Source organism: Rothia amarae, assembly GCF_014705945.2.
GTDB lineage: Bacteria > Actinomycetota > Actinomycetes > Actinomycetales > Micrococcaceae > Rothia > Rothia amarae.
In genome coordinates this window covers 15,998-41,769 of sequence record NZ_CP061538.1, presented here as the reverse complement: position 1 = coordinate 41,769, position 25,772 = coordinate 15,998, and the positions used below count along the sequence as shown (strand labels likewise).

General features: G+C 50.6%; 20 protein-coding genes, 3 tRNA genes, 2 rRNA genes and 1 pseudogene. 6 read left to right on the top strand and 20 right to left on the bottom strand.

Annotation, left to right across the window (positions count from 1 at the left end):
- Positions 1-6 precede the first annotated feature (6 nt).
- On the top strand, positions 7-3,213 hold the full coding sequence (locus IDM48_RS00210; RefSeq protein WP_190617517.1) for a type I restriction endonuclease subunit R, EcoR124 family: 3,207 nt from the start codon (positions 7-9) through the stop codon (positions 3,211-3,213).
- 74 nt (positions 3,214-3,287) lie between these two features.
- Positions 3,288-4,408, top strand: a pseudogene (locus tag IDM48_RS00205) (FAD-binding protein).
- 369 nt (positions 4,409-4,777) lie between these two features.
- Here the strand turns inward: IDM48_RS00205 and IDM48_RS00200 are convergent.
- Both IDM48_RS00200 and IDM48_RS00195 read right to left on the bottom strand, forming a co-directional pair.
- On the bottom strand, positions 4,778-5,554 hold the full coding sequence (locus IDM48_RS00200) for a rhomboid family intramembrane serine protease (RefSeq protein ID WP_190617516.1): 777 nt from the start codon (positions 5,552-5,554) through the stop codon (positions 4,778-4,780).
- A gap of 104 nt (positions 5,555-5,658) precedes the next feature.
- Positions 5,659-6,186 (bottom strand): peptidylprolyl isomerase, encoded by a 528-nt coding sequence (locus tag IDM48_RS00195; protein ID WP_068169861.1) that lies wholly within the window; start codon positions 6,184-6,186, stop codon positions 5,659-5,661.
- A gap of 258 nt (positions 6,187-6,444) precedes the next feature.
- Here IDM48_RS00195 and IDM48_RS00190 point away from each other — a divergent pair, with 258 nt between their 5' ends.
- Complete coding sequence (locus IDM48_RS00190) at positions 6,445-7,455, top strand: hypothetical protein (protein ID WP_190617514.1); 1,011 nt, start codon at positions 6,445-6,447, stop codon at positions 7,453-7,455.
- A gap of 79 nt (positions 7,456-7,534) precedes the next feature.
- On the opposite strand, the gene IDM48_RS00185 is transcribed toward IDM48_RS00190, so the two are convergent.
- From IDM48_RS00185 to dnaA, 18 genes are all read right to left on the bottom strand, one after another.
- On the bottom strand, positions 7,535-8,623 hold the full coding sequence (locus IDM48_RS00185) for a hypothetical protein (protein ID WP_190617513.1): 1,089 nt from the start codon (positions 8,621-8,623) through the stop codon (positions 7,535-7,537).
- Between the two features lie 4 nt (positions 8,624-8,627).
- Complete coding sequence (locus IDM48_RS00180) at positions 8,628-9,722, bottom strand: hypothetical protein (RefSeq protein WP_190617511.1); 1,095 nt, start codon at positions 9,720-9,722, stop codon at positions 8,628-8,630.
- Between the two features lie 523 nt (positions 9,723-10,245).
- Positions 10,246-10,362: ribosomal RNA gene (gene rrf, locus IDM48_RS00175) — 5S ribosomal RNA — on the bottom strand.
- Positions 10,363-10,365: 3 nt separating this feature from the next.
- Positions 10,366-10,438: transfer RNA gene (locus IDM48_RS00170), tRNA-Ala, on the bottom strand.
- A 159-nt stretch (positions 10,439-10,597) separates the two neighbouring features.
- A complete protein-coding gene (locus IDM48_RS00165; protein WP_151147133.1) occupies positions 10,598-11,029 on the bottom strand; it encodes a DUF3349 domain-containing protein in 432 nt (143 codons plus the stop codon).
- 42 nt (positions 11,030-11,071) lie between these two features.
- Positions 11,072-11,371 carry a hypothetical protein gene (locus IDM48_RS00160; protein ID WP_068169876.1) on the bottom strand — a complete coding sequence of 100 codons (300 nt, stop codon included), beginning with the start codon at positions 11,369-11,371 and terminating at the stop codon, positions 11,072-11,074.
- Positions 11,371-12,567, bottom strand: a complete 1,197-nt coding sequence (locus IDM48_RS00155) for an inorganic phosphate transporter (protein ID WP_068169879.1) — start codon at positions 12,565-12,567, stop codon at positions 11,371-11,373. The genes IDM48_RS00160 and IDM48_RS00155 overlap by 1 nt, the downstream gene beginning before the upstream one ends.
- Before the next feature lie 358 nt (positions 12,568-12,925).
- Positions 12,926-13,042: ribosomal RNA gene (rrf, locus tag IDM48_RS00150) — 5S ribosomal RNA — on the bottom strand.
- Positions 13,043-13,045: 3 nt separating this feature from the next.
- A tRNA-Ala gene (locus tag IDM48_RS00145) sits at positions 13,046-13,118 on the bottom strand.
- A gap of 22 nt (positions 13,119-13,140) precedes the next feature.
- Positions 13,141-13,257, bottom strand: a complete 117-nt coding sequence (locus tag IDM48_RS11595) for a DLW-39 family protein (protein ID WP_222114705.1) — start codon at positions 13,255-13,257, stop codon at positions 13,141-13,143.
- A 23-nt stretch (positions 13,258-13,280) separates the two neighbouring features.
- Positions 13,281-13,354: transfer RNA gene (locus IDM48_RS00140), tRNA-Ile, on the bottom strand.
- A gap of 112 nt (positions 13,355-13,466) precedes the next feature.
- Positions 13,467-13,964: a DUF3566 domain-containing protein gene (locus IDM48_RS00135; RefSeq protein WP_068169882.1), complete on the bottom strand. Its 498-nt coding sequence runs from the start codon at positions 13,962-13,964 to the stop codon at positions 13,467-13,469.
- The gene (gene gyrA / locus IDM48_RS00130; protein WP_068169883.1) at positions 13,964-16,627 is read right to left on the bottom strand and encodes a DNA gyrase subunit A; all 2,664 of its coding nucleotides are present in this window, start codon (positions 16,625-16,627) and stop codon (positions 13,964-13,966) included. The genes IDM48_RS00135 and gyrA overlap by 1 nt, the downstream gene beginning before the upstream one ends.
- Positions 16,628-16,707: 80 nt before the next feature.
- A complete protein-coding gene (gyrB, locus tag IDM48_RS00125) occupies positions 16,708-18,738 on the bottom strand; it encodes a DNA topoisomerase (ATP-hydrolyzing) subunit B (protein ID WP_190617509.1) in 2,031 nt (676 codons plus the stop codon).
- 375 nt (positions 18,739-19,113) lie between these two features.
- A complete protein-coding gene (locus IDM48_RS00120) occupies positions 19,114-19,716 on the bottom strand; it encodes a DciA family protein (protein ID WP_145175967.1) in 603 nt (200 codons plus the stop codon).
- A 2-nt stretch (positions 19,717-19,718) separates the two neighbouring features.
- Complete coding sequence (recF, locus tag IDM48_RS00115) at positions 19,719-20,888, bottom strand: DNA replication/repair protein RecF (protein ID WP_190617507.1); 1,170 nt, start codon at positions 20,886-20,888, stop codon at positions 19,719-19,721.
- Positions 20,889-20,906: 18 nt separating this feature from the next.
- Entirely contained in the window at positions 20,907-22,031 is a 1,125-nt protein-coding gene (dnaN, locus tag IDM48_RS00110) for a DNA polymerase III subunit beta (RefSeq protein WP_190617505.1), read from the bottom strand.
- 538 nt (positions 22,032-22,569) lie between these two features.
- The gene (dnaA, locus tag IDM48_RS00105; RefSeq protein WP_238397987.1) at positions 22,570-24,219 is read right to left on the bottom strand and encodes a chromosomal replication initiator protein DnaA; all 1,650 of its coding nucleotides are present in this window, start codon (positions 24,217-24,219) and stop codon (positions 22,570-22,572) included.
- Positions 24,220-24,719: 500 nt separating this feature from the next.
- On the opposite strand from dnaA, the gene rpmH reads away from it, so the two are divergent.
- From rpmH to yidD, 3 genes are all read left to right on the top strand, one after another.
- The gene (gene rpmH / locus IDM48_RS00100; protein ID WP_083147179.1) at positions 24,720-24,857 is read left to right on the top strand and encodes a 50S ribosomal protein L34; all 138 of its coding nucleotides are present in this window, start codon (positions 24,720-24,722) and stop codon (positions 24,855-24,857) included.
- 69 nt (positions 24,858-24,926) lie between these two features.
- Positions 24,927-25,340: a ribonuclease P protein component gene (gene rnpA, locus IDM48_RS00095; protein ID WP_190617504.1), complete on the top strand. Its 414-nt coding sequence runs from the start codon at positions 24,927-24,929 to the stop codon at positions 25,338-25,340.
- Positions 25,341-25,344: 4 nt separating this feature from the next.
- Complete coding sequence (gene yidD / locus IDM48_RS00090) at positions 25,345-25,734, top strand: membrane protein insertion efficiency factor YidD (protein ID WP_083147180.1); 390 nt, start codon at positions 25,345-25,347, stop codon at positions 25,732-25,734.
- The last annotated feature ends 38 nt before the right edge of the window (positions 25,735-25,772 follow it).

The window sequence follows — 25,772 nt, the reverse complement described above, 5'->3', positions numbered from 1 at the left end:
TTCCCCATGACTCAGCCCCTACAGTTCGCCAACGAAGCAGAATTTGAAGAAGCCCTCGTCACCCGCCTGTGCACCAAAAACAGGTGGAGCGGCGGCGTCCTCAAAAACCCCACCGAACAAGACCTCATCGACAACTGGGCGCGCATCCTCTTCGAGAACAACCAGCAGGAGTACCGCCTCAACGGTGTGCCCCTATCTGACTCCGAAAAGAAAACCCTCGTAGAGCACCTCAAGGGTATTACGGACCCCAGCGCCATGCACCAGCTCCTTCAGGGCAAATATATAGAGCTGGTCCGTGATAACCCGCAAGACACCGTCAACCACGGCAAACCCGTCCAACTACAAATCTTCGACCCCCGCCAAATCGCAGGCGGCGACTCCACCTACCAAATCGCCCAGCAGCCCAAATTCGCCCGGCACATCCAAGAAGACCGTAACCGGCGCGGCGATATCGTTCTACTGATCTGGGGTCTACCGCTCATTCACGTAGAACTCAAAAACCACGGGCACAGCACCGAAGAAGCCATCTGGCAGATCCGTAAATACATGCAGCAGGGCGTCTACACCGGCATCATGAACACGGTGCAAACCTTCGTAGCAATGACCCCCGAAGAACTCGTTTACTTCGCACGGCCAGCCAGTGCAGATGACTTCAACAAGAACTTCCAGTTCAAATGGTCACGGGCAAACAACGAATACTACGATAACTGGGCAGACAACGCCTCATCGTTCCTCGGCATTCCCCAGTCACATCAGCTCATCGGTGATTTCATGATTGCAGATAGCGGCGACGGTGTTCTCAAGGTCCTACGCCCCTACCAAATCCACGCCGTCCAATCGATTATCAGCAAACTCGGTGAAATCAACCGCGTGCATCCTGAAGACTGGACCCGCAACACCCAAAAAGGTGGCTATATCTGGCACACCACAGGCTCAGGCAAAACCATGTCGTCCTTCAAATCAGCGGCGCTGCTTGCCCGAGAAGGCCTCGCAGACAAAGTTGTCTTTGTACTCGACCGTATCGAACTCTCAGAACAGTCTGAGAAGGAATACAAGAACTTCGCAGATGACAACGTAGAGCTCCACCGCCCAGCCAGTACTGCCCTCCTGTTGAGAGACCTCAAGGATACCGGCAAAACGCTCATCATCACCTCCCTGCACAAGCTCGGCAGACTCTGTGCAGAAGACACCTTCGCAGGCGAAGCAGACTTTCAAAGAATCTCTAACCAGCGCATCGTCTTCGTTGTCGATGAAGCCCACCGCTCCACCTTCGGCACCATGTTCCGCGACGTCCACAACCGCCTGCCTCATGCAGTCTTCATTGGCTTCACCGGAACCCCCATCTACGACGAAAACAAACGCAAAGACACCATCACCAGCGAACTCTTCGGCAGCGAACTCCACCGTTACAGCATCGCCTTCGGTCTGCGCGACAACAACGTGCTGGGCTTCAATACCCAGGGCGTGCCCACTTACTCCGACCTTCGCCAAGCAGTCGCCATTCGCCAAGCAGGCGGTGTAGATAGAAACAGCATTGTTGATATCATGCAGAGCGAATCCCGCAAAGCCATTTATGACAAGTTCATGGACCCACAACAGGTTCCATGGGCCGGCGGAGAAGACGAAGACGGAAAATACATCCGCGGCATTGAAGACTACGCAGATAAGGACATCTGGGAATCTGAAGAACACCGCGATCAAGTAGTCAAACACATTATCGGCAATTGGCCGGAACGCTCAGTCGCGGGAAAATTCCACGCTATTCTCGCCACAAGCAGTGTTCAAGAAGCTATCGCCTACTACCGCCTTTTCAAAGAACTGGCACCTTACCTCAAAATCACCTCTATTTTTACTGAGCGTGAAGAACATGATGAAGAAAGCTACCTGCGCGATCAAGGCATCCGCGAAATCCTCACCGATTACAACGAACGCTACCAACAGCACTTCTCTCGTGAAGATATGGCTAGCTTCAAAACAGACGTTGCAGATCGCCTAGCCCATAAGCAGGGCTACCGCACCATCGATAATCAGCCTGAGCTACAGCTCGATATGGTCATCGTCGTCAACCAGTTACTCACCGGTTACGACTCCAAATGGGTCAACACCCTCTACCTTGACAAAGTGCTCAAGTACGACGGTCTCGTGCAAGCATTTTCACGTACCAACCGCATCTTCAATCACTCAGCACTTAAGCCGTTTGGCTCGATTATCTACTTCCGCAGAGTGCACACCATGGAACAAAACATCACCGATGCTTTCGACCTCTACGCAGGAGACCGCGCCGCTGACGTCTTTGCTGACCCCCTGCCTAAGACCCTGACCGCAATCAACGGTATCCATGACCGCATCAAAGCAGTCTACAGAGAAGCAGGGCTTGAAGGATTCGATAGGCTTCCTGAAGGCAAAGAAGCACGCTCAAAATTTGCTGCTGCAGTCACAGAACTCATCAACAAAATCGAAACTGCAAGCCTTCAAGGTTTCACCTGGAGCGAGAACACCTACACCTTTGACGATACCCCTGACCAGGAACCAGTCACCGTTGAAATTGATGAAGAAACTTATAACGTGTTGCTTGCCAGACTCCAAGAGCTTTCCAACGGAGAAAACGCAACAGACAATGCAGGCCAGGACGAAGGAAGTATCCCTCTAGACCTGACGGCACTTGCTATTGCCCGCGATACTTTGCGTATTGATTACGAGTACCTGGAATCTCGCTTTACTAACCTGCGTGAGGCTCTCAGGGAAGAGAATAGCTCTACCCAGTACATTGATGAGCTGCGTGCCCAGGTTCAAAATGCCTACGCCACGCTCTCTCAAGAAGACCAAGAAATCGCTCAAACCATTCTCAACGATCTTGAAAATGGTTCCATCGATATCCACGAAGAGAGAACTTTCCGAGACTACCTCAACCTCTATAAGTCTCAACAACAAAATAAACGAGTGGCAGCACTTCACGAAGCGCTCGGAATCTCAGAAGAGAAAATATCCGAGATTTTGAAGCTTGGTATCGCTGAAGCAGCTGACCTCACTTCTTTTGGCCGACTTCAAGCGCTTAAAGCTGATATTAGTTACCCAAAGTTTACGGTGTACCTCGAACGCCAAAATGTGCAACTTAACCGTTTCAAACAAAATGTTGCAGCGGAACGCCTCTTAAAAGACTTCTTCCTCAAAGGAGCTGACCCGCAAAACTGGGACGCTAATAAAGCCTTGTAAAGGCAAGAGCCTCACTGCGGGACAGAGTTATCCACTGCTTTAAGTGACACTTCACTTTCGTACAAAGGAACACCATGCACGCGGATGCGATTATCGTTGGTGCCGGACTCTCCGGCCTGGTTGCAGCCAATGAGCTGATTTCCGCCGGCAAAAAGGTCATAATCATCTACCAAGAAAACGAGAAGAACCTGGGCGGCCAGGCATTCTGGTCGTTCGGTGGCATGTTCTTGGTGGACTCCCCCATGCAGCGTCGCCTGGGTGTTAAAGACTCCTTCGAGCTAGCCTGGCAGGACTGACAGGGCTCAGCAGGTTGGGATCGCCTCGACGGCGAACTCCCTGAGGAGGCCTGGGCGCAGCGTTGGGGACGCGCCTACGTTGAATTTGCAGCGGGCGAGAAGCTGTCATGGTTACAGGGGCAGGGTGTGAAGTTCACGCCCGTCGTAGGCTGGGCAGAGCGCGGCGGCGCATCCGCACTAGAACACGGAAACTCGGTTCCACGCTTCCACGTTCCGTGGGGCACCGGTACTGGTGTCTCCGAGCCCTTCGCCCACAAAGTGCGGGCAGCCGCGTCCGAGGGTAAAGCAATCCTGAAATTCCGCCATCGTGTGGATGAGCTCATGATCACCGACGGAAGCGTGACGGGCGTCCGCTGCAGACCCGACTGGGTGGTGGCGCGCCCGGTCCAGTTGAAGACTTCAAAACCCACGGTGAAGACTTCATTGTTACTGACACCTTTGAAGAGTTGGGGCGCGGCATGAACGAGCTGACCGGTGATAATCTGCTGAACTTTGAAGGCATCGAGCGTCAGGTACGCGCCCGCGAGCACGAAATCACCAACCTATATTCCAAGGATGTTCAGGTAATGAGCATCCGCAACAGCCGCCGGTACATTGGCGACAAGCTGGTGCGTGTGGCAAAGCCCCCACAAGCTTCTTGACCCCAGACACGGTCCGCTTATTGCCGTTCGGCTCTGGACGGCCACCCGCAAAAACCCTAGGTGGTATTCAGACCAACCTCGACGCGCAGGCATTTGATACCACCGGCAACTTCCTTGAGGGTCTTTATGCCGTGGGGGAGGCTGCGGGCTTCGGCGGCGGGGTCGCGCACGGCTAATAACACGCTTGAAGGCACCTTCTTAGGCCAGTGCGTCTTTACCGGACGAACGGCAGGCAGGGCAATCGCGCGTGTCCTGTAGATTAAAGCATAAAGGCGGGGTTTCAACGTTCATGAACGTTGAAACCCCGCCTTTTATTTACTTTACGTAGAGGTTTAATTCCTATTCCAGGTCTCTTGAAAATCTCTGATGGGTGGGGATGAGGGAATGAGATGACTCGCGTGAGCGAGTAAAAATTTTTGAAACTACAAGAACTCCACACCCTGTTCTTTGCAGTTATCCACAGGTGGGGATAAAACTGGGGATATTGCTTACATACGTGTAATTACGCGAAACTTAAAGCGCCGATTTTCAGTATCCACAGCCTGTTAACAACTATGGAATTACAGAGCTGTAGTTATTAACAGATGTGGATAAGGTCTGTGGAAATTGTAATTTAGTGGCTTATTTTTACCGTCGCAGCGGCGTCCGGGAGTTGCCACCTAGTTGTTGCAGTATTAGCGTCAAGATGGCGCCGGTTGCCAATCCACCTAGGTGCGCTTGCCAGGAAATTCCCGGCATGATGAACCCGAACACCATGTTGATAGCTATCAATGTCAGAATGGGTGTGGCATTGGCTCCTCTCATGCGAGTAAGCACAAAAAACGCGCCAAATAGACCAAAGATAGCACCCGATGCACCCACCGTATTGACGTTTAAATCTCCAGTGAGTGCACCCCATATCCACACGCCCAACGATCCGCCCACAATAGAGAGCACATATACCAGGAGGTACTTCCAGCGCCCCATCATGGGTTCTATCGCGCGACCAAACAGCCAGAGCGAGAACATATTCAACAGCAGGTGCGTCGGTGAACTTTGAGCATGCAGAAAACCCGATGTCAGCACGCGCCACCATTCGCCCGTCATCTCCACATAGAGCGGGTTAAAGAGAAAATGAATGAGCACCCAGCGACCAGGAATGAATTGCTGCAAAAGATAGGCAAGAATGTTGAGCCCAATCAGCACAAAAGTTACCAGCGGCGCCGTCGTTGGGCCACTTCTCACCTTGTTTTGACGGCGGTGCTCGTCTCTACAGTCCACGCACATCAATCCCACTTCTAGCGGAACCTGGCATTCTGTGCAGGTGGGTCGGCCACATCGTCCACATCGGGTGTAGGTCACTCGGTCAGGGTGGCGCGGGCATGTAGTAACCTGCGGTGATTCTTCAAAATGGTGTTCAGTCACTGATTTACCTATCTCAGGGGTACTGTTCCAACGGCTGAGGTATATAAAAGGCTCGCTCGGAAAATCCGAGCGAGCCTTCGGTATCTCTTCAGATGGTGAAGGGCTTAGAGCTCTTCAATATCGATGGAGGAAATAACGACGTCTTCAACAGGGCGATCCATAGCACCGGTTGCTACGCCTTCAATAGCGTCTACAACCTTCTTGGAGTCTTCGCCTACTACCTCACCGAAGATGGTGTGGCGACCGTTGAGCCAAGGGGTTTCAACGGTGGTGATGAAGAACTGTGAACCATTGGTGCCGGGGCCTGCGTTTGCCATAGCGAGCAGGTAGGGCTTGTTGAAGGAGAGTTCAGGGTGAATCTCGTCCTTGAACTGGTAGCCAGGACCGCCGATACCCTGGCCGAGGGGGTCGCCACCCTGAATCATGAAATCACGGATAATACGGTGGAAGACGACGTCCTTGTACAAGGGACCTTCCTGTACTTCACCGGTGCGGGGGTGACGCCATTCCTGTGAACCATCGGCTAGACCAATGAAGTTCTTTACGGTCACGGGAGCGTGGTTACCAAAGAGGTCTACCACGATGTCGCCGTGATTGGTGTGAATAGTTGCCTTTGCAGTTGCGTTAGTCATATCTTCATCTTCGCACGATAGAGCGGTTCAAATCTAGAAGAAGTAGGTCTTTAGCACTCAGCGAAAGCTCTATGTCCCCTGAAGTTCTTTGAGGAAAAGAAGTCTCTGACTACCACCCCTATTTTGCGGCGAGAGAAACCTGAGATTTTTGAGGAGATACACAGAAAAAATCCCACCAGAGTTAGTAAGCTGTATGATGAATACATTACACCTGTGCTCTTCCGAGCAGAGTATTTGTATCATGAAGGAGGAAAAATCATGGCACGCTGCAAGAAAGCAAAAGCCCAGAAGAAAGCTTCTAAGGCTTTCGGTAAAGCCCAGAAGAACACTAACAAGAAGGCTCAGCACTTCACCAAGGTAGCTAACAAGCAGGCTGCTGTTGCTGGCAAGAAGTTTGAAGATTTTCAGAACACTGTAACCGATCGCGTACACGAAGGTATCGAGAAGGCTACTCCTGTTCTTGAAGACGCCGCTTCAAAGGCACGCGTTAAGGCAGGCGTACTTGCTGCTGTTGCTGCAGATAAGCTCAACGATGTTGAGGTTCCCGAGCAGGCTCAGGCTCTCGCCGCTAAGGCTGGCTACAGCAAGCGTGACCTCAAGAAGGCTCGTAAAAACGCTGTAAAGTCTGCTAACGCATTCGCTAAGCAGCAGAAGAAGGCTGGCAAGAAGTCCAACAAGGGTCTTCTACTGACCGGTCTTGTTGTTGCTGCTGGTTCTGCAGGTTACGCAGCTTACAAGGCTTCACGTCCTGTTGAAGATCCTTGGAAGACTCCTGTTAAGCCCGCAACTGAGACCAAGACCGTTTCTCCGGTTACCTCTCAGACTGCGACTGAAACCAAGTCTTCTAATGCAGCTGCACCTGTAACTCCTAAGACTGTTGCGGAGACCAAGCCTGCAACCGAAACCAAGGCTCCTGCTGCAGCTCCTAAGCCTGCAACTGCACCTAAGGTTGTTACTGAGTCCAAGGCATCAGCTCCTAAGAACACCAGCGGCGCGGCTCATGCAGCACCCAAGAAGTCTGCTGATCCTGATTCAGATACTTCACGTCGCGAAGCTGAGAAGAAGGCTGCTAATCCTGCGGCTACTACTCGTGAAAAGTCTTCTGAAGAGATCGTTGCTCAAACCAGCAAGGCACCTGTAGGTAAGGCTAACAATGCCGCACCTGCTACCAAGGCTGCTCAGAACTCTTCATACACCAACAACAAGGAGACCACTTCCTCCAAGTTGAATGAAGAAGGCGTAGAAGCTAAGAACCCTAAGAAGAAGTAATTTTTCTGAAGTCTAGTTCTTGATTGAACGTAGAAGTTCCGCCCCTCGTTGGAGGGGCGGAACTTTTTTATGTCTCAGGTTATTTTTCGATATGAATCAGCGGATCAGGGTGAACTAAGGAGTTCTCCACTTTTTGAGCGGTGAGGTTGAAGGTCAACGGCCCCTCAACTTGATTGCTGTATTTCTTAGCAACGGGTGTTGTTTCCCGAATGAGGTTTTCTCTGCGTTCGGTGAAATCGTTTTCGCTAAATTCATTGGTGTAGGAATTTGGTTCAAGAGTAATGTTTAGGCTGCTAGGCGAATTGCTGGTACCACTGGATGTTATTTCTAGGCGATGGACGCCGCCTGGCCACTCGTGGTTTCCGACATCTTCGATTGCGCTAAAGGTTCTGTCGATATCACTTGCAGAGATACTGATAAACACCCTATAGGGGTTGTCTTTGACATTAGTAGAAATAAAAGAATGTTTAATGACGGCGTTTCTCAGCCCATCGGGAGTGGAGATGTTTTTTAAGGATCCCAAAAACGTGCGAGCTTGTTCAACGGTCGTTGCTACAGGAGGAGATATTTCACCGTCGTAACCCTGTTGTACAAAGATTTCTAGCTGACCATTCTCATCAATCACCGCGTGCTGAACCGAGGAATTTTGCATCAGAGAGAGCATATCTTGCCACCCCCGCTCGGTGAGCCCTGGCAAGGAACTCTCCCCAGATGAGTCGCTGGTTTCACGTGAAACATTGTTGGAAGAGAACGCCTGACTCGATGTAGGAATAGAGACCTCTAGCTCTTTCCCTTCCTCAAACGTGAGATGGAAAGAACTCACCTTGTCTGAATCCACCAAATCGCTCATACTTTGCCCAAATTCAGCAGGGTCAGCATGAGCTTGCTTATTCACCTCTGCAAATATCAGCCCACGCCCCTCTGAGCCACTTTCAGCGTGCTCATTATCGAGAAATTTATTTTCTCCCAGGACAGCTTCTGCCTCAGCACCCGAAGTTTTATAGCTCTCTTCCCAAGCTTTATTTTCATCTCGATACCGATCAAACATGTTGTAGACCAGGAAACCTAAAGTACCGAGAATAACCGCGATAACTAGACCGATGATTCCCAGAATCCCCAGCACGGTTTTGAGCACCGTTGGGGCCTTTGAACGTTGTGGATAATTCATAGTTCTATTTCCCCTCATAGATAGCGGCAGGCGGAGTCTTCTGATCAGCTGACTTGACCGCTACTTTTAGTTGAATTTGGGGAATTATTTTCTGAACTTTCTTTTCTAATTCCTGATACTGGTCCTGGCTATATTTTTGAGAGTCAGTCTGGGGGTTGAGCTGAATTAGTATTTGAGGTTTCCCCTGTTCTTCGCGGGTAAAATAGACTGCCGCCAGATCTGGAGCAAAAACAGACGCGTGAACATCATTCACCATCGAAGAGGTTTTCGTTGCCAAGTTCGCAGGAAAATCGCTATAAACAACCGATATAAGATGATTTCTTTGTACTTCAACCATATAAGTTACGCTCACCGCCACTGCTGAAAGCTGAGACACTTCAGCTAAGTGAGCAGCTTTTCCCAGTTCACTCTCTGCCCTATCTCGATACAACAGAGAGTCGGCTCCCCCTATTTCCACTACCGCATGGTCAGTGGCGCCAACTTCGATGGAATACTCGACCGGATGAGCAGTATATAGGTTCTCAAGAAGCACCTGCCAAGTCTGGGCGGAGAGGTTCTGTGCAGCATGGGTATCCACAGAGATATAAGAACCGGTATCCGTAAATATCTGAAGAGTATCCACACCTGGCTGCTGCGCGGCGTCCTTAATATCCGACATCGAATCTTCTAGGTGCTGAATACCTCTTCCTGAAAGCTGAATAGCGAGACTAGGTCGCCCATCTGCAGTCCCTCGGCGGTCATATTCTGAATAAATTACCTGAGAAAAATTCTTACTCTGCACAGTGGGAGTTACCGAGGTAGAGGGGGTAGTCGATGATTCAGCAACAGAACTGCTACTACTTGCTATTGCCCCACTCCCCCGCTGGGAGATATCAGTGGAAGAGCCGCGCATCAGGGAATTTACAAAGACGCCGAATCCCACCATCAGCAGCAGGAGAAACGCACAGATAGATCCCAGGACGATTGCGATGATACGCCCGGTAGATAAGTCCGGTTTAGACGGCGCCTGAGGCGGGTAAGACTGTGAGGACGGCAGGGTCTGCCTATACGGGCATTGCCGGTTTTCAGGCGGCTGGAGAGGGCGCTGTGAGCTGCTCATGGTTACCTCGATGTATCTGGACGGCACTGTGTGAGCCGTGGAATACTGGCGAGTCTACATAAATCCAGCTTTCAAAAAGTCTTATGACTTCCATTCCTGTGGATAACTATAAATTGGGGTAGGCACCCAGAATATTTCATAAAATATTCCTCAAAGATAGGAGTTATAAACCTATGATTTCTTCCCTTCCCCTGCGAAAAATTCAAGGGTTAGAGCCTGCTCCCCCGTACTCATGGCCGTTAGAGGCGCCCTTCTTTTGGAAATTGGTGAATGGGGTATTCGCCCCACCGAATATGAAGAGCTCGAATCAGTAGCTCTATGGCGTTCTTTCCTGCAAGCTCCTGAACAGTTTATGCATCACTTTTGAAAGTTCTTCATAAAATTTATATCTGTCTATGCTCCAGGAGCGAGAATATAAAGTTAGGTCAAAGCGCCCCTTGTTCCTTCGCTCAGCACCGGAAAAGAGAGTTAAACAAAAAGAAGAGGTTCCAATCAAAAGACTGGAACCTCTTCAAAAAAAGTAGTTCGGCGATAACCTACTCTCCCACACCGTCCCCAGTGCAGTACCATCGGCCCTAGGAGGCTTAGCTTCCGGGTTCGGGATGGAGCCGGGCGTTTCCCTCTAGGTATAATCACCGAAACGTGGAGGCGAGGGGACTCGAACCCCTAACCCCCTGCTTGCAAAGCAGGTGCGCTACCAATTGCGCCACGCCCCCGTGCGGTAGTTATTACTTTACAGGAAGATTTTCTGAAGATGCAAATCAACAACAAATGACGTGCAACACAAGGCAGGTAAATTCACCGTAAACTTCGCCATGCACCAAGGGGAGCCACTTTCACAGTGACTCCCCTTGATACTTCATCACAGAAAACCTTTAGTTCTCCAGCCCCGGCACCTTTGCAGCTACAGCTTCTGCAATCTTCAACTCTTCTGTAGTGGGATCGTCATAATGAACAAACCCTTCAGTATCACTCTGAGACACAGAATCTTCCGGTCCAAAATGTTCTTCAGAAATCAATAGTCCGTGTGCCCCCAAAATGCGAGCTACTCTATCGATTTCCTGTGGACCCGGCACATCATCCACTACTTTGCGGATGTATTCGTTAATTCGCTCATCACTCACATACTCTTCTCCACGAGCTGCGCGCGTGGCCATCAGTCTACGAATTACTTCCTCTAGCTGCTGATCATTCAAACGATGGCGCAGTACAGCCATCACAGCGGCACGGTCCTGAGGAGGAACATCCTCAGGATACCCAACGCTCAACCAGTCGATCACCCGATTCACGACATTTCTTTGAGGCATCCCGAAACTCCTTTGCATGGGACCTACATGAATAAGAAAATCCTATTTATTATCCGCCAAGCCAAACAGGTTGAAACCGAAGGTATGGTACATAAAGTCTTTCGCGACCCACAACACCGCAATAATAATGACTACAACGATTATCGCAAAAATAACGTAGGCAAGCGCTTTCATTACGCCAGAGGGGCCCTCAGTTTCAATGAGACGGCCGTCCGCAGTGTACTCAGTGGTTCCAGCTAGAAAACGCATACCCACTGCGTAAAGAGCAGGCAAACCTGCTCCAAATAACAGCCCTGCTAAAACCACAGAAATAACTTTTTCGCTTAGCTCAGGAAAACTCATTACGCACCGACCTTGGATGATTTGATGGAACCGGCATCCTGGGAACCATTATCTTCCCAATCAGCATTCACATTTGAGGAGTCAACGGGTGCTCGACGGGAGTGCAGGTACATCCATGCGCAGAAGCCTACGAGGATGAGGAACACTACTAACTCGCCTAGCCAACCACTACCGGTCAATACATTGATGTAGTGACCAATAAACCAGGTAGATGCACCAATCGCGCCGGCAGCTGGCAGAGTAATCAGCCAAGCTACTACCATGCGTCCGGCAATACCCCAGCGAACTTCAGCGCCCTTGCGCCCCAGTCCAGAACCCAAGATAGATCCGGTTGCCACGTGAGTGGTGGAAAGTGCCATACCGAAGTGCGACGACGTCAAAATAATTGCTGCCGAAGAACCTTCAGCTGCCATACCCTGGGGAGTATCAATCTCTACCAAACCTTTGCCGAGGGTGCGGATAATACGCCAGCCACCCCAGTAGGTACCCAAAGCAATAGCCAGGGCACACGATGCTTTAACCCAGAACGGAATATCGGCAGAGGGGTCAATTTCACCCGCAGCAAGCAGAGCCAAGAAAATAACGCCCATAGTCTTCTGAGCATCATTAGTACCGTGAGCCAAAGAAACAAGCGATGCTGTGCAAACCTGGCCCCAGCGGAATCCAGAAGTCTTCTTTGCATCGGAAACAGGGCTTGAAATACGGTAAATCAGCCAGGTGCCCACCGTTGAAACCAAACCGGCAACAAACGGCGCCATCACAGCGGGAATAACTACCTTCGACATAACTCCTGACCATTGGACACCCGAAGTACCCAATGCCGCCATAGCTGCACCAATCAAACCACCAAACAAGGCGTGCGAGGAGCTAGAAGGTAGACCCAACAACCAGGTCAAGACGTTCCATAAGATACCGCCTACTAGTCCGGTGAAGACAATGAGCATAAGCCCCGAATTGTCATGAGAGACGGCGTCAAGATTGACGATGCCTTTACCGACAGTTTTAGCCACTTCAACAGAAAGAAACGCACCTACGAGATTGAGAACCGCAGAAAGCGTTACCGCAACCTTCGGTTTGAGCGCACCGGTTGCAATCGAGGTTGCCATGGCATTACCGGTGTCATGGAAACCGTTAGTGAAGTCAAAAGCTAGTGCGGTAAGCACCACAATGATCAGAATGATGAGTTCAGTAGTCACCTATTGATTATCTGCCCGGATAACTCTAGATGAAAATAAGACGTCGACTCGGTAACAAGTAGGTGTCGATACTGGTTTTGTTGGTTATTTTCCCATAAACCCACATCTTCAACATTCCTTTAATTGTGAAATGCCTTGAAAATCAGGGAAACGACCATCTGAAAAGGTGTGGTTTCATGACCGCTTAAGTCCCCTACCGCGCTAAACCCACATAAGTAAACCGGGGGTTCAAAATGCGTTTACTTTAAGTTCATTTTAATGGGGATAAGATGCGCATCACACTTTATATGCAACCAATAGGGCTTAAAGAAAAAGAAGAGGTTCCAATCAAAAGACTGGAACCTCTTCAAAAAAAGTAGTTCGGCGATAACCTACTCTCCCACACCGTCCCCAGTGCAGTACCATCGGCCCTAGGAGGCTTAGCTTCCGGGTTCGGGATGGAGCCGGGCGTTTCCCTCTAGGTATAATCACCGAAACGTGGAGGCGAGGGGACTCGAACCCCTAACCCCCTGCTTGCAAAGCAGGTGCGCTACCAATTGCGCCACGCCCCCTCGGTGGGAACTCTATTGAGTTTTAGATTGAATCCGTAGATTCATTCCAGGAAGTCTTATTTTCCTGATTTTCCTTCACTTTACGAGCCGCAATTAAACTTGCCGCAGTAGCCATAACTACTACAAAAATCTTTTTCATTGAGACTCCTTGAAGAAAGGAAGTGGGCGTACCAGGATTTGAACCTGGGACCTCTACATTATCAGTGTAGCGCTCTAACCAACTGAGCTATACGCCCTCACTTGCCCCTTGGGACGAAATAAAACTTTACACGAGCTTATAGAACTTTCCAAATCTACATTCGGTGTTCCGTCTCACATTCTATTTCGCCCCGCAGGCAAGAGACAATTTTAGTCGTCTGTCAAAGTCAGACCAATTCCGCCCACAAGCTTGGCTGCAATGTTGTACAGCATTGCGCAAATTACGCTCAGCAACGTAAAGAGAATAACGTTCACGACAGCCAAAATAGTGGTGTACAAAGCAACCTGCCCCAGAGAAAGAACCTGGGAAATATCAATGTGATTACCCGTGGTACCCAGCATCGTCAGCATGTCATTTATGCCATCGAAAGCACCAGTAGCCTGCAAAACAAGCCACAGCACCACCGAAGTAACCACGATAACAATGCCAACCGCTACTGACAGCAGAAACATCAATTTGGCAACTGACCAGGTATCAACCTTGGCAACAACCAGACGAGCGCGACGAATCTTTGACCGAGGCGCCGGACGCACCAACGGCTTATTGCGGTTCGCTGCTGAGCGAGTGCCCGCGCGTCCATTCTGGGGGCGAGTAGCGGGGCGTCTTTTAGCTCCCGACTGCGCGCCATTTGATGCTGATACGCTCACTAGTTACCTCCATGTGCGTTGGAATCAGACAATTCTAATCCCTCAGAGCTTTGCTCGTGTTGACCGTCTTCTAACGGTACTTCATTATCCGCTGCTCCGTTGGATTCAGCGGTGTTTCCCTCATCAGCGGCGACAGCTTCCTCAAGATTGCGCTCCTGATTATGAGCTACACCCACGATGTAATCATTCTTGGCAGGTTTAGCAAAAATAACGCCCATGGTATCGCGACCCTTAGCAGGAACTTCATTCACAGCGGTGCGAACGACCTTCCCCTGCTGCATCACAACCAAAACTTCGTCGTCCTCTTCAACAACCAGACCGCCGACGAGATCGCCGCGTTCTTCCGCCAATTTGGCTACCTTGATACCCAGGCCACCACGACCCTGCTGGCGGTATTCTTCCACCTTGGTGCGCTTAGCGTAGCCACCTTCAGTCACAATGAAGACGTAAGAATCATCGGTCACCACGTTCATAGAGAGCAGTTCATCACCCTCACGGAACTTCATACCGGTCACACCGGAAGTCGCACGACCCATCGGGCGTAGAGCCTCATCGGTGGCGGTAAACCGTAGCGACTGACCCTTACGCGAAATCAGCATAAGGTCATCTTCTGCCGAAGCTAAACGAGCAGAAACCAGCTCGTCATCATCGCGCAGGTTAATAGCAATGACACCGGCGGTACGGTTGGTGTCGTAATCGGTCAGGCGAGTTTTCTTCACCAGACCTCTCTTCGTAGCCAAAATCAGGTAAGGAGCATCTTCATAGCTGGTGAGCTCCATGACCTTCGCAATGGTTTCATCGGGCTGGAATGCCAACAGGTTAGCTACATGCTGTCCCTTCGCATCACGTCCAGCTTCAATGAGCTCATATGCCTTGGTTCGATAGACCCGACCAAGATTGGTGAAGAAGAGAATCCAGTTGTGGGTGCTGGTCACGAAGAAATGTTCTACGACGTCGTCTCCACGAAGAGAAGCACCCTTAATGCCCTTACCGCCTCGATGCTGCGCGCGATACTGATCAGAACGAGTACGCTTCACATATCCGCCGCGAGTAATGGTGACAACCATTTCCTCGTTAGGAATGAGGTCTTCCATGGACATATCGCCGTCATAGCCCATCAGAATCTTCGATCGACGATCGTCGCCATAGCGGTGAACGATATCGGCAAGTTCCTCAGAAACAATCTGACGCTGGCGTTCCTCAGAAGCAATAATCTCGTTGTACTCAGCGATCAGGCGCATCAGTTCGTCGTGACGATCCTGAATCTTCTGACGCTCCAGAGCAGCCAAGCGGCGCAACTGCATGTTCAGAATTGCCTGAGCCTGAGCCTCATCAATATCCAAAAGCTCCATCAAACCGCTGCGTGCCTCATCAGCAGTGGGGGAGCGGCGGATCAAGGCAATAACCTCATCCAAAGCATCCAGAGCCTTCAGCAGACCCAGCAAAATATGTGCTTCGTCCTCAGCCTGACGCAGACGGTACTTAGTACGGCGCACAATCACTTCGAGCTGATGGTTGACCCAGTGGCGGATAAACGCATCGAGCGACAGCGTGCGGGGCACACCATCAACAATCGCCAGCATGTTTGCAGAGAAATTCTCCTGCAACTGAGTGTGCTTGTAGAGGTTATTCAAAACCACCTTGGGCACGGCGTCGCGCTTGAGCACAATCACCAAACGCTGACCGGTACGACCCGAAGTCTCATCGCGAAGATCAGCAATACCTGAAACCTTGCCGTCCTTGACTAGGTCAGCAATCTTAATCGCCAGGTTATCGGGATTCGCCATATAAGGAAGTTCCGTAACGACCAAGCAGGTGCGTCCCTGAATTTCTTCAACATTGACGACGGCGCGCATGGTGATAGAACCACGGCCAGTACGGTAGGCATCCTCGATGCCCTTGCGCCCCAGAATGGTTGCGCCACCGGGGAAGTCAGGGCCTTTAATACGCTCAAGAAGAGCCTCTAAAAGCTCTGCATTTGAAGCTTCAGGGTTCTTCAGGAACCACTCCACACCGTCGGCGACTTCCCGCAGGTTATGGGGAGGAATGTTGGTTGCCATACCCACAGCAATACCCGAGGATCCGTTCACCAGCAGGTTAGGAATACGAGCTGGAAGAACAGTGGGTTCCTGGTTCTTGCCGTCATAATTGTCCTGAAAATCCACGGTGTCTTCGTGGATATCGCGCACCATTTCCAGTGCCAGCGGAGCCATCTTGGTTTCGGTATAACGAGGAGCCGCAGCGCCGTCGTTACCGGGCGAGCCAAAGTTACCCTGACCCAGCGCGAGAGGGTAGCGCATAACCCAAGGCTGAATCAGACGGACGAGCGTATCGTAAATCGCCGAGTCACCGTGAGGGTGGTACTGACCCATCACTTCACCCACCACGCGAGCGCACTTATTGAAAGAACGCTCGGGGCGGTAACCGCCGTCGTACATCGCATAAATAACGCGGCGGTGAACAGGCTTCAGACCATCTCGCACGTCGGGTAACGCGCGTCCGATAATAACTGCCATTGCGTAATCGAGATAAGAGCGTTCCATCTCCGCACGCAAATCAACACGGTTGATGCGACCGTGAATACCGACTGCCTGTTCGACATCGTTGCCTACTACTTCGCCCTCGTGGGGCTCTGTGGAATCGTTCTGAGTTTCATCGCTCATGAGAAGTTTCCATTTCTGTGAGGTTCCTTGATAAATATTCCTTGAGCGTTATATAACGCTTTTGATATAGGTGAAAAGCCCTAAATATCAAGGAATCGAGTATCTTTGGCGTTCTGCTGGATAAAAGCGCGGCGAGACTCGACGTCCTCACCCATCAGCACAGAGAAGACCTGGTCTGCAGCCGCAGCGTCATCCATGGTCACCTGCAACAGCGTGCGCGTTTCGGGGTTCATGGTGGTATCCCACAGCTCGGTGTAATCCATCTCGCCCAACCCTTTGTAGCGCTGAATACCGTTGTCTTTAGGAATACGCCAGCCGTTAGCCTGACCACGAGCCAAAGCCTCATCACGCTCTGCATCGGAGAACACATAATCGTGTGGAGCATTGGACCACTTGATGCGATACAACGGTGGCTGAGCCAGATAGACATAGCCAGCTTCAATCAGCGGACGCATAAAGCGGAAGAGCAAGGTGAGCAAGAGCGTGGTGATGTGCTGACCGTCGACATCCGCATCCGCCATCAGTACGACCTTGTGGTACCGTGCTTTTTCGATATCGAAATCGTCTCCGATACCCGAACCAAACGCGGTAATCATTGACTGAATTTCTTGGTTAGATAGCGCACGGTCAAGGCGAGCACGCTCTACGTTCAGAATCTTGCCGCGCAGCGGAAGAATTGCTTGCGTATTGGGATCGCGCCCCTGAACCGCAGAACCACCTGCGGAGTCACCCTCCACCATATAGATTTCAGAGATTGAAGGATCTTTAGAGGAGCAGTCTTTGAGCTTGCCTGGCATTGAGCCGGTTTCTAGCAGTCCCTTACGGCGAGTGGTCTCGCGAGCCTTACGAGCTGCTAGACGAGCCGACGCAGCGGTAATAGCGCGGCGGACAATTTCTTTAGCAACTTGAGGATTACGCCCGAACCAGTCCGCCATATGATCGCTCATAATGCGCTGAACAAATGCTTTAGCTTCTGAGTTACCCAGCTTGGTCTTGGTCTGACCTTCAAACTGAGGTTCAGAAAGCTTGACCGAGATAACGGCGGTGAGACCTTCACGGACGTCTTCACCTGTGAGGTTATCGTCCTTATCGCGTAGCAACTTATTTTCACGAGCATACCGGTTAACCAGCGAAGTCAACGCGGTGCGGAAGCCTTCTTCGTGCGTACCACCTTCATGGGTGTTGATGGTATTGGCGTAGGTGTGCACGGATTCTTTGTAGGCGGTAGTCCACTGCAGGGCTACTTCCAAGCTCATCATGCGGTCGGTGTCTTCTTCTTCGAACGCAATAATTTCTTCGTTGATAACATCCAGCTTTTTGGAGCTGTTGATGAAGTGAACGTAGTCGAGCAAACCATGCTCGTACATGTAGGTAACGGTTTTGAAGCCTTCTGGATCTGCACCGACCGTATTGAGTTCTAGAGCCTTGTTCTCGTTTTCGTCTCCAGCAACTTCGTCGCCTTCATGCTGATCGCGGCGATCAGTCAAAGAAATCGTCAGGCCTTTGTTCAGAAACGCCATCTGCTGGAAACGTGCACGCAGGGTTTCAAAGTCAAAGTCAATGGTTTCAAAGATGTCTGCATCTGGCCAGAAAGTTTGAGTGGTTCCGGTTTCCTCGGTGGCATTGCCCTGGGAAAGGGGCTTGAGAGTGTGTCCACCGTTAGCAAAAGTGATGTTCCATTCGAAGCCCTGACGGCGTACCTGAGTTTCTACGCGAGTTGAAAGCGCGTTTACTACGGAGATACCCACGCCGTGCAGACCACCAGAGACCGCATAACCCCCGCCGCCGAATTTACCGCCCGCGTGCAAGATAGTCATAACAACTTCAACGGTGGGTTTATGTTCGGTGGGGTGCTCATCCACGGGAATACCACGGCCGTTATCGCTGACTCGAACTGCGCCGTCTTCGAGGATAGTGACCTCAATATGATCTGCGTAGCCAGCTAGCGCCTCATCAACAGAGTTATCAACTACCTCATAGACGAGGTGGTGAAGGCCGCGTTCATTGGTAGAACCAATGTACATACCTGGACGCTTACGAACAGCTTCCAGACCCTCGAGAACCGTAATATCGGCGGCGCCGTATTCGTGAGGTGTTTCTTCAGTTGCCACTTGTTTAGGCTCCTTGCATAAGATCTCACGCTCATCCACGCTGGGCAACACGCTATGGGCAGGTATATTTGACCTGCATTATCTTCGAAACAAGAAAATCCTTGTTCACAAGAAAACTTGACGTGCGCATTTTGACCAGGGGAAAGCGCATTTCATTCACCCCTAATTCTACCGGAAAACACTCCTCACAGGGTGCAGTTAAGCCCTCTCAAAGCAGTTATTCGAGGGGTTAACCGCATTGAGAAGGCTTTTGAGGGCATTTTTAGCGCTTGAGGGTGTGTGCATGTAGGTAAACCCTTTTCCTCTACCTATGAGCGGAGAAAGAAAAATAGCCGTTTCATCTTTTTGAACCAACGCCGTCGAGCCTTCATTGACTTATCCGTAGGTATCACGCGGTCCACGACCATAAGGCGCCACAAATTTTCCTTTTTTCCAACTCGGTGTGTGCGGACCGTGAACCACAATTTTTTGTACTACGCCGTCGCCCAGCTCCCGGCTAAAGGTCTGCAAAATTTCCCCGCGCATCAATTTCACCTGCGTTGCCCAGGCGGTTGTCGAGCAACGCACGGTTACCACGCCGTCCTGAAACCCTTCTGGTTTCACATGATCTGCGAAGTAAGATCCCATCAGGTCGTCCCACCGCGAAAGTACCGAGGAAACCGCTACAGGTTCTTTCCACCCGCGAGCGCTAATCATCGTCTCCATGATGGAGGTCAATTCTTTAGGGTCGCGCACCGATTTTCCTGGGCCTGTATATCCGCCGAGAGTGCGCGGGTCAAAGCTGTTATTTCGAAACTGCCGAGGTTTTTTCTCTCCGGGCTCTGCAGACATAGTGGCACCGAAATTTTTGAGAATTTTTTGAGCGGCATGCCCGGTCAGGCGTCCTTCTCCGCGGTCGGCTGCGGCAACGCGGAGGCGACTCAGAAGAGCTGCGGGGGCATCAATTTCGTCATCAAATCGGTGGGGATCAACGGGCATTTTTATGCCTCCTGTTCCACACGTGCAATTCCTGGGCTCACATGCACAATGGTGGGGTTTTCACCCAGCTCTTCTGGGATGTCCGTGGCAACTGCACAGGTGACTAGAACCTGCTCAGCTCTGGCAACGATTGCTCCTAAACGATGCCGACGCGCGGAATCTAGTTCTGCAAAGACGTCGTCCAAAATCAGGATGGGGGAGGCACCGGGGGAGTCATCATCTGCTCTGTGGACGTACCAGGACCCTAGCCGCAGTGCCAGTGCAAGGGACCAGGTCTCACCGTGGGAGGCAAATCCGCGAGCTGGGATGCCACCGAGTTCGAGTACTATTTCATCGCGGTGAGGCCCCACGAGGGTCACGCCACGGTCTAATTCTTCAGATTGTTTTTCTGCAAATCCCCGTAAGAGAGTTTCCTGTAAATCGTTGACGCTCATCAGTGCTGCTTGCTGCAGCGTAGTGGATGAAATCACGGGAAATATCGTGGATTCATAGCTGACGGTCACGTTCTTAGATCCATCGGTCAGTTCGTTGTAGGCACGCTGAATTTGGGGGAGAACCACCGCTAATACCCGTAAGCGGGCCTGCAGAAGATGAGCGCCCGTAGTAGCGAGCTGCTCATTCCAGATACGCAATGTGTTCAGCGCAGATTCGTCGGTTTTTCCTCGGCGCATTGACTTCAACAATGTATTCCGCTGACGCAATATGCGCTCATAATCACTACGATATGCGGCTACCGACGGACGTAAAGAAACCGCTAAATCATCCAAAAAACGACGACGGTAGGCAGGTTCACCTTTGATAAGTTGTAAGTCCTCGGGGGAGAACAAAACGGTTGAAACAATGCCTAATGCTTCCCGTGCACGCACGGGAGATGCTCGGTTGATGCGCACCCGATTACTCTTACCGGGGGCTATCTCAAATTCGGTAATAGTCTGCTGTGATGCACGAACCACTCGGGTACGGATAAAGGCACGTGGTGCCCCCACACGCACCAACGGAGAATCATTGCTTACCCGGTGAGACCCAAGATTAGCCGTGTAATCAATAGCTTCAACGATGTTGGTTTTTCCCACACCATTTGAGCCTAAGAAGATAGTTACGCCCGGGTTAAGCGGCAGATTCAGCAGAGGGTACGTGCGAAAATCCATCAACGAGATGTGATCGATATACACGCAGACCTTTCGAAATTATTACTGGTTAGGAAGGCGTACCGGCATCAGCAGGTAGCGGTATTCCTTGAGATCTTCTTCAAGAGGATCTTTTTGACCGGAGATAACCGCAGGCTTGGGCGGGGTAGTGAAGGAGAATCGCACAAAGTCAGTACCGAAGGTGTTCAATCCTTCGGAAAGGTAAGTGGGGTTGAACGCTACGGTGATGTCGTCGCCTTCAAGTTGCGCCGAAAGAGTCTCGGATGCTTGAGCGTCTTCGCCAGTCCCGGCATCCAGCGTTACCTGCCCTTGCGTGAATGCCAAACGGACAGGTGTATTGCGTTCTGCTACCAAAGAGACGCGGCGAACTGCCTCTAGAAGATCAGAGGTTCGAACGACGGCGTGAATAGGGGTGGTATCGGGAAACAATGCGCGAATCTTGGGGTACTCGCCGTCTACCAGCAAGCTAGTAGTGCGGCGATTTGCAGATTCGAAGCCTACGAGTTCGTGAGTATCTGAAAGCGCAATATCTAGTTCTCCCGAGCCACCTAGAGTTTTAGCAACTTCGGTGATGGTTTTAGCTTTGATGAGTGCTGCGGTTGAAATCTCTGCATCTGCAGGATTCCAGGTGAGCTCTCGCATAGCGAGGCGGTAGCGGTCAGTGGCAAGAAGGGTAATGGTGTCTCCTTCAATTTCCATTCGAACGCCAGTCAAGATGGGCAGGGTGTCATCTTTAGATGCCGCTACTGCTACCTGAGATACTGCCCGGGCAAATTCTGAGCCTTCCACGGTTCCTGAGACCTGCGGCAATCCAGGGAGCTCAGGATAATCCGAAACCGGCATAGTAGCGAGGTTGAACTGCGCTGAACCGCAGGAGAGATGTAGCTTTGACTCGTTGGTTTCAACGGTGACGTCTGCTTTGGGTAGGGAGCGGCAAATCTCTGAAAGCAGACGACCTGAAACCAAGGTGGTTCCTTCTTCATCAATATCTGCAGGGATGTGCAACTTTGCTGAAGTTTCGTAGTCAAAGCTAGCGATAGTAACTTCGCCGTTCTCTGCCCTAATGAGAAGGCCGGAAAGAACAGGCACTGGAGGTCTGGGTGAAAGTGATCGTGCAGTCCAACCAACTGCGTCAGTGAGTGCGTCGCGATCGATAGTGAATTTCACCGGGACTCCTAAAAGAAAAATAGTGGCCCTACTTTGGGCATAACTCAGAGTGCAAGTCTACCGGAAGAGGTAGGGCGGTTCTACGAATCCTTGTAATTTCACAAAGTTCTCCGACCCTAAAAGTCGCTCTCGACCTTAACTATCTGTAATTACAAGAGGAGGCAACTAGTGCTTTAAGAAAACTAGAAAATTTGTAATTACAGAGCCTGGCGCAAATCAGGGTGGGGAAGGGCAAGGAATTTGTTATTTGGTTTCTTTTTTCTTTAAGTATCGTAGTGTTAATAACGCATGTGGATTCTGTGGAAAAGCGTCTGAGACCGCTAAAAATCAAGGATTTTCCCTGTTGATAGGATGTGGATAAATCACAACAATCCTGTGAGCCTTAAGTGGATGAATATTTATACAAATTGAGCTCTCCACACTTTCTGAATAACTATGCACTTAACATCCACATTAAAAGACCGCAGGCACACAAGTTATCCACAGCCCTTTTTGAGGTCGAAATTACCTGTTTCGAAGAAAAATATGAAGCAACCAACTACTTCTGTGTGCGCTGTTCCTGTTTAATCTTGTTCGTCAGTTCGGTTACCTGATTGAAAATCTGATGACGCTCCGCCATCAATTCACGAATCTTACGGTCCGCATGCATCACCGTCGTATGATCACGACCGCCAAATTCCTGCCCAATCTTCGGCAAAGACATATCGGTGAGCTCACGCAACAAATACATTGCAATCTGCCGTGCAGTAACGAGGGTACGATTACGAGATTTCGACTGAAGATCCTCAATCGAGACATCAAAGTAAGACGCCGTCGCGGTCAAAACCTGAGTCGCAGTAATTTCCTGCGCGCCGTCATCGGTAATCAAATCCTTCAGCACCAACTCAGCCAACGGACGATCAACCTTCTGCTTATTCAACGAAGCAAAAGCCGTAACGCGGATAAGCGCGCCCTCCAACTCACGAATATTGCTCGTGATATTAGAGGCAATATATTCCATGACATTATCGGGAACATCCAGGTTCTCGTTCTGCGCTTTCTTCCGCAAAATCGCGATTCGAGTTTCCAGCTCGGGAGGCTGCACATCGGTAATCAGGCCCCACTCGAAGCGCGACCTCATACGCTCGGCGAATCCCGTCAGCAACTTGGGCGGCATATCGGAGGTAATAACCACCTGCTTTTGGTGATTATGAAGAGCATTGAACGTATGGAAGAACTCTTCTTGCGTGTGTTCTTTGCCAGCTAAGAATTGGATGTCGTCAATGAGCAACATATCTACATTGCGGTAAATCTGTTTAAAAGAAGAACCTTCATCATCGCGAATAGAGTTGATGAAATCGTTGGTGAACTCTTCCGAGTTCACATAGCGCACCCGCAAATTGGGGTATAGATGCTTCGCATAATGTCCAATAGCGTGTAGCAGGTGGGTCTTGCCCAAGCCTGAATCACCATAGATAAACAGCGGATTATAGGCGCTCGCAGGAGTCTCAGACACCGCGAAAGCAGCCGCATGAGCAAAGCGGTTAGACTGACCAATCACAAAAGTATCAAAAGTATATTTGGGGTTGAGACGGGCAGAAGATTCCCAAGTCGCCTGCTCAGAAACCTCGCCCTGAGAATGAGAAACACGAGAATCTTCTTGAGGAACACGATCAAAATTTTCAGTATGAACTGCTGGATCCTGAGCAAAAGTAGGGCTCGACTGACCAAGTTCAGCTTCCAAATCATGCAGGGACGGGCGCACGTCCTCACCAGGGTCCGCTGAAAGAGGCGTGGTGGGAACGTCGTAAGCAGTTTTTTGGGCCGAACTAGGCGCCTGCTCCTGGCGGTCTTCCGCTGAAAAGAAGCTTTCACGCTCAGGCTCTACTGCCAAAGTCTCGGAAGAATCAGCCGAAGCGGGTAACTCAGAGGGGGCGTCTTCCCCGAGAGAAGTATCAATGACGATTGCTTCAAAAACGCCAGCTCCGAAAGAAGCTTCTAAAGCCTCTTTCAACTCTTTATTAATAATGTTCTGAAAAACTTCGCGAGTGTATTCATTAGGCACAGCGATCAGAAGAACATTGGACATTTGGGCTTGCGGCTGAGCCAACGATACGAAAGCAGCCCACCGGGGACCAACCTTAGGGCGCAGAAGATTTACCGTATGGTTCCATCGAACCAAAATTTCTTCGTTGAGTGATTCGCCCACGGTTCTCCTTAAAAATACGAGGTGCAGCAGAAAAATTTTACCTACCGCACCCACCAACATACCAAGTTATCCACAAGAGTTATACACAGGGTGGAAAACTTGTGATTTAACGGTGGAGAAGATGTGCGGTTGTGGTGGAATAAAAATAGTACAACGTTGAATCCTTGGGAAAATTGTAATTTCAAAGATTGTGGGAAACCTTCACAGTTCGGGTGTGGATAACTTGTTGAAAGAATCATAAAAAGTGAAAAATCCACACCTGTGGGGATTGACTATCCCCAGTCTGTGATTAAAGACCTAGTGATATGTAGCTTGACCGCACGCCTTAAACCTCATAGAGTTTTTTAGTCGTATGTGTGCGCCCCTACCCTCTTAATAACAGGGTAAAAACTGCGTGATGAACGCCGTGAGGCGCGCTCAAACTTTAAAGAAAAGCGTCAACCTGTTTCTAAACATTGGTGAAGGGTTGCGCCCCATACCAAACGTTTTGGAGTAACAAAATGAGCAAGCGGACTTTTCAGCCGAATAACCGCCGTCGTGCTAAGAAGCACGGTTTCCGTCTTCGTATGCGCACCCGCGCTGGTCGTGCGATCCTTTCGAACCGCCGTTCCAAGCGTCGCGCATCACTTTCGGCATAAGCAATCTCCTTCCCTCCTCGATCGCCCAGTTGTTAGCTAAATAAGCGATCGAATCCGAAAGGAGTACATGTGCTGCCTCAACAGCACCGGATGCGGACGAAAGTCCAATTCTCAGAAACTACACGTTCCGGTGTCCGGTCAGGACGCCGGAACTTAGTTCTATATGCGGTCAAAAATTCTCAAGAGCCCACTCTTGCCGGGTTTATCGTCTCCAAAGCAGTAGGTAACGCGGTAGTGCGCAATAAAACCAAACGCAGATTACGCGAACTGGTAGCACGCTCCATCCAAGAGAACCCCACCGGTTATTCCTTAGTGGTGCGAGCGCTACCTGCCGCAGCGCAATCGACATGGAGCGAATTATCAGCTGATTACGCTGCCGCATATGAGGCGATACTTGCTAAACTTGCAAAGCAATCGCACACCAAAATGGCAGTAGCAGAAAGCCTAGACGCTGCCCGCACGACCCCGCGAGAGGAGTCATAATTTTATGGGCTCACATCCCGCACGTCATTCCCACACTGCTGATTATCAGCTTGAGAGCGCCCCTAGCGAATTTGTGTGCCCCTCCACCGTGGGTGAAGCGGTATGGACTTTCCCTCAAAATGTGCTTATTGCATTTCTTAAGGCTTATCGCGCCGTCATTTCCCCCCTCTATGGGAATGTCTGCCGGTATTTCCCGTCCTGCTCTGCCTATGGGCTTGAAGCAGTTACGGTTCATGGAACTCTGAAAGGTATCTCGCTGACCGTGCGTCGGCTGCTGAGATGCCACCCCTGGGCAACCGGGGGAGTGGACGACGTCCCGCCGGGAACCCGACTATTTGAACCCGGTGCAGAACCTAAAATTATTCTTTTGAATCATCCGCGAATTTCTCGATAAAAACGCGGATACATCCCACCTAACAGGCTCGTATGAGC

Bases quoted from the DNA above. Each gene is read 5' to 3' on its own strand.
- yidD (WP_083147180.1), top strand. From the start codon at position 25,345: ATGGGCTCACATCCCGCACGTCATTCCCACACTGCTGATTATCAGCTT.
- gyrA (WP_068169883.1), bottom strand. From the start codon at position 16,627: ATGAGCGATGAAACTCAGAACGATTCCACAGAGCCCCACGAGGGCGAA.
- IDM48_RS11595 (WP_222114705.1), bottom strand. From the start codon at position 13,257: ATGAAAAAGATTTTTGTAGTAGTTATGGCTACTGCGGCAAGTTTAATT.
- IDM48_RS00195 (WP_068169861.1), bottom strand. From the start codon at position 6,186: ATGACTAACGCAACTGCAAAGGCAACTATTCACACCAATCACGGCGAC.
- IDM48_RS00160 (WP_068169876.1), bottom strand. From the start codon at position 11,371: ATGAGTTTTCCTGAGCTAAGCGAAAAAGTTATTTCTGTGGTTTTAGCA.
- IDM48_RS00165 (WP_151147133.1), bottom strand. From the start codon at position 11,029: ATGCCTCAAAGAAATGTCGTGAATCGGGTGATCGACTGGTTGAGCGTT.
- IDM48_RS00185 (WP_190617513.1), bottom strand. From the start codon at position 8,623: ATGAATTATCCACAACGTTCAAAGGCCCCAACGGTGCTCAAAACCGTG.
- IDM48_RS00210 (WP_190617517.1), top strand. From the start codon at position 7: ATGACTCAGCCCCTACAGTTCGCCAACGAAGCAGAATTTGAAGAAGCC.
- IDM48_RS00120 (WP_145175967.1), bottom strand. From the start codon at position 19,716: ATGCCCGTTGATCCCCACCGATTTGATGACGAAATTGATGCCCCCGCA.
- IDM48_RS00190 (WP_190617514.1), top strand. From the start codon at position 6,445: ATGGCACGCTGCAAGAAAGCAAAAGCCCAGAAGAAAGCTTCTAAGGCT.
- rpmH (WP_083147179.1), top strand. From the start codon at position 24,720: ATGAGCAAGCGGACTTTTCAGCCGAATAACCGCCGTCGTGCTAAGAAG.
- IDM48_RS00180 (WP_190617511.1), bottom strand. From the start codon at position 9,722: ATGAGCAGCTCACAGCGCCCTCTCCAGCCGCCTGAAAACCGGCAATGC.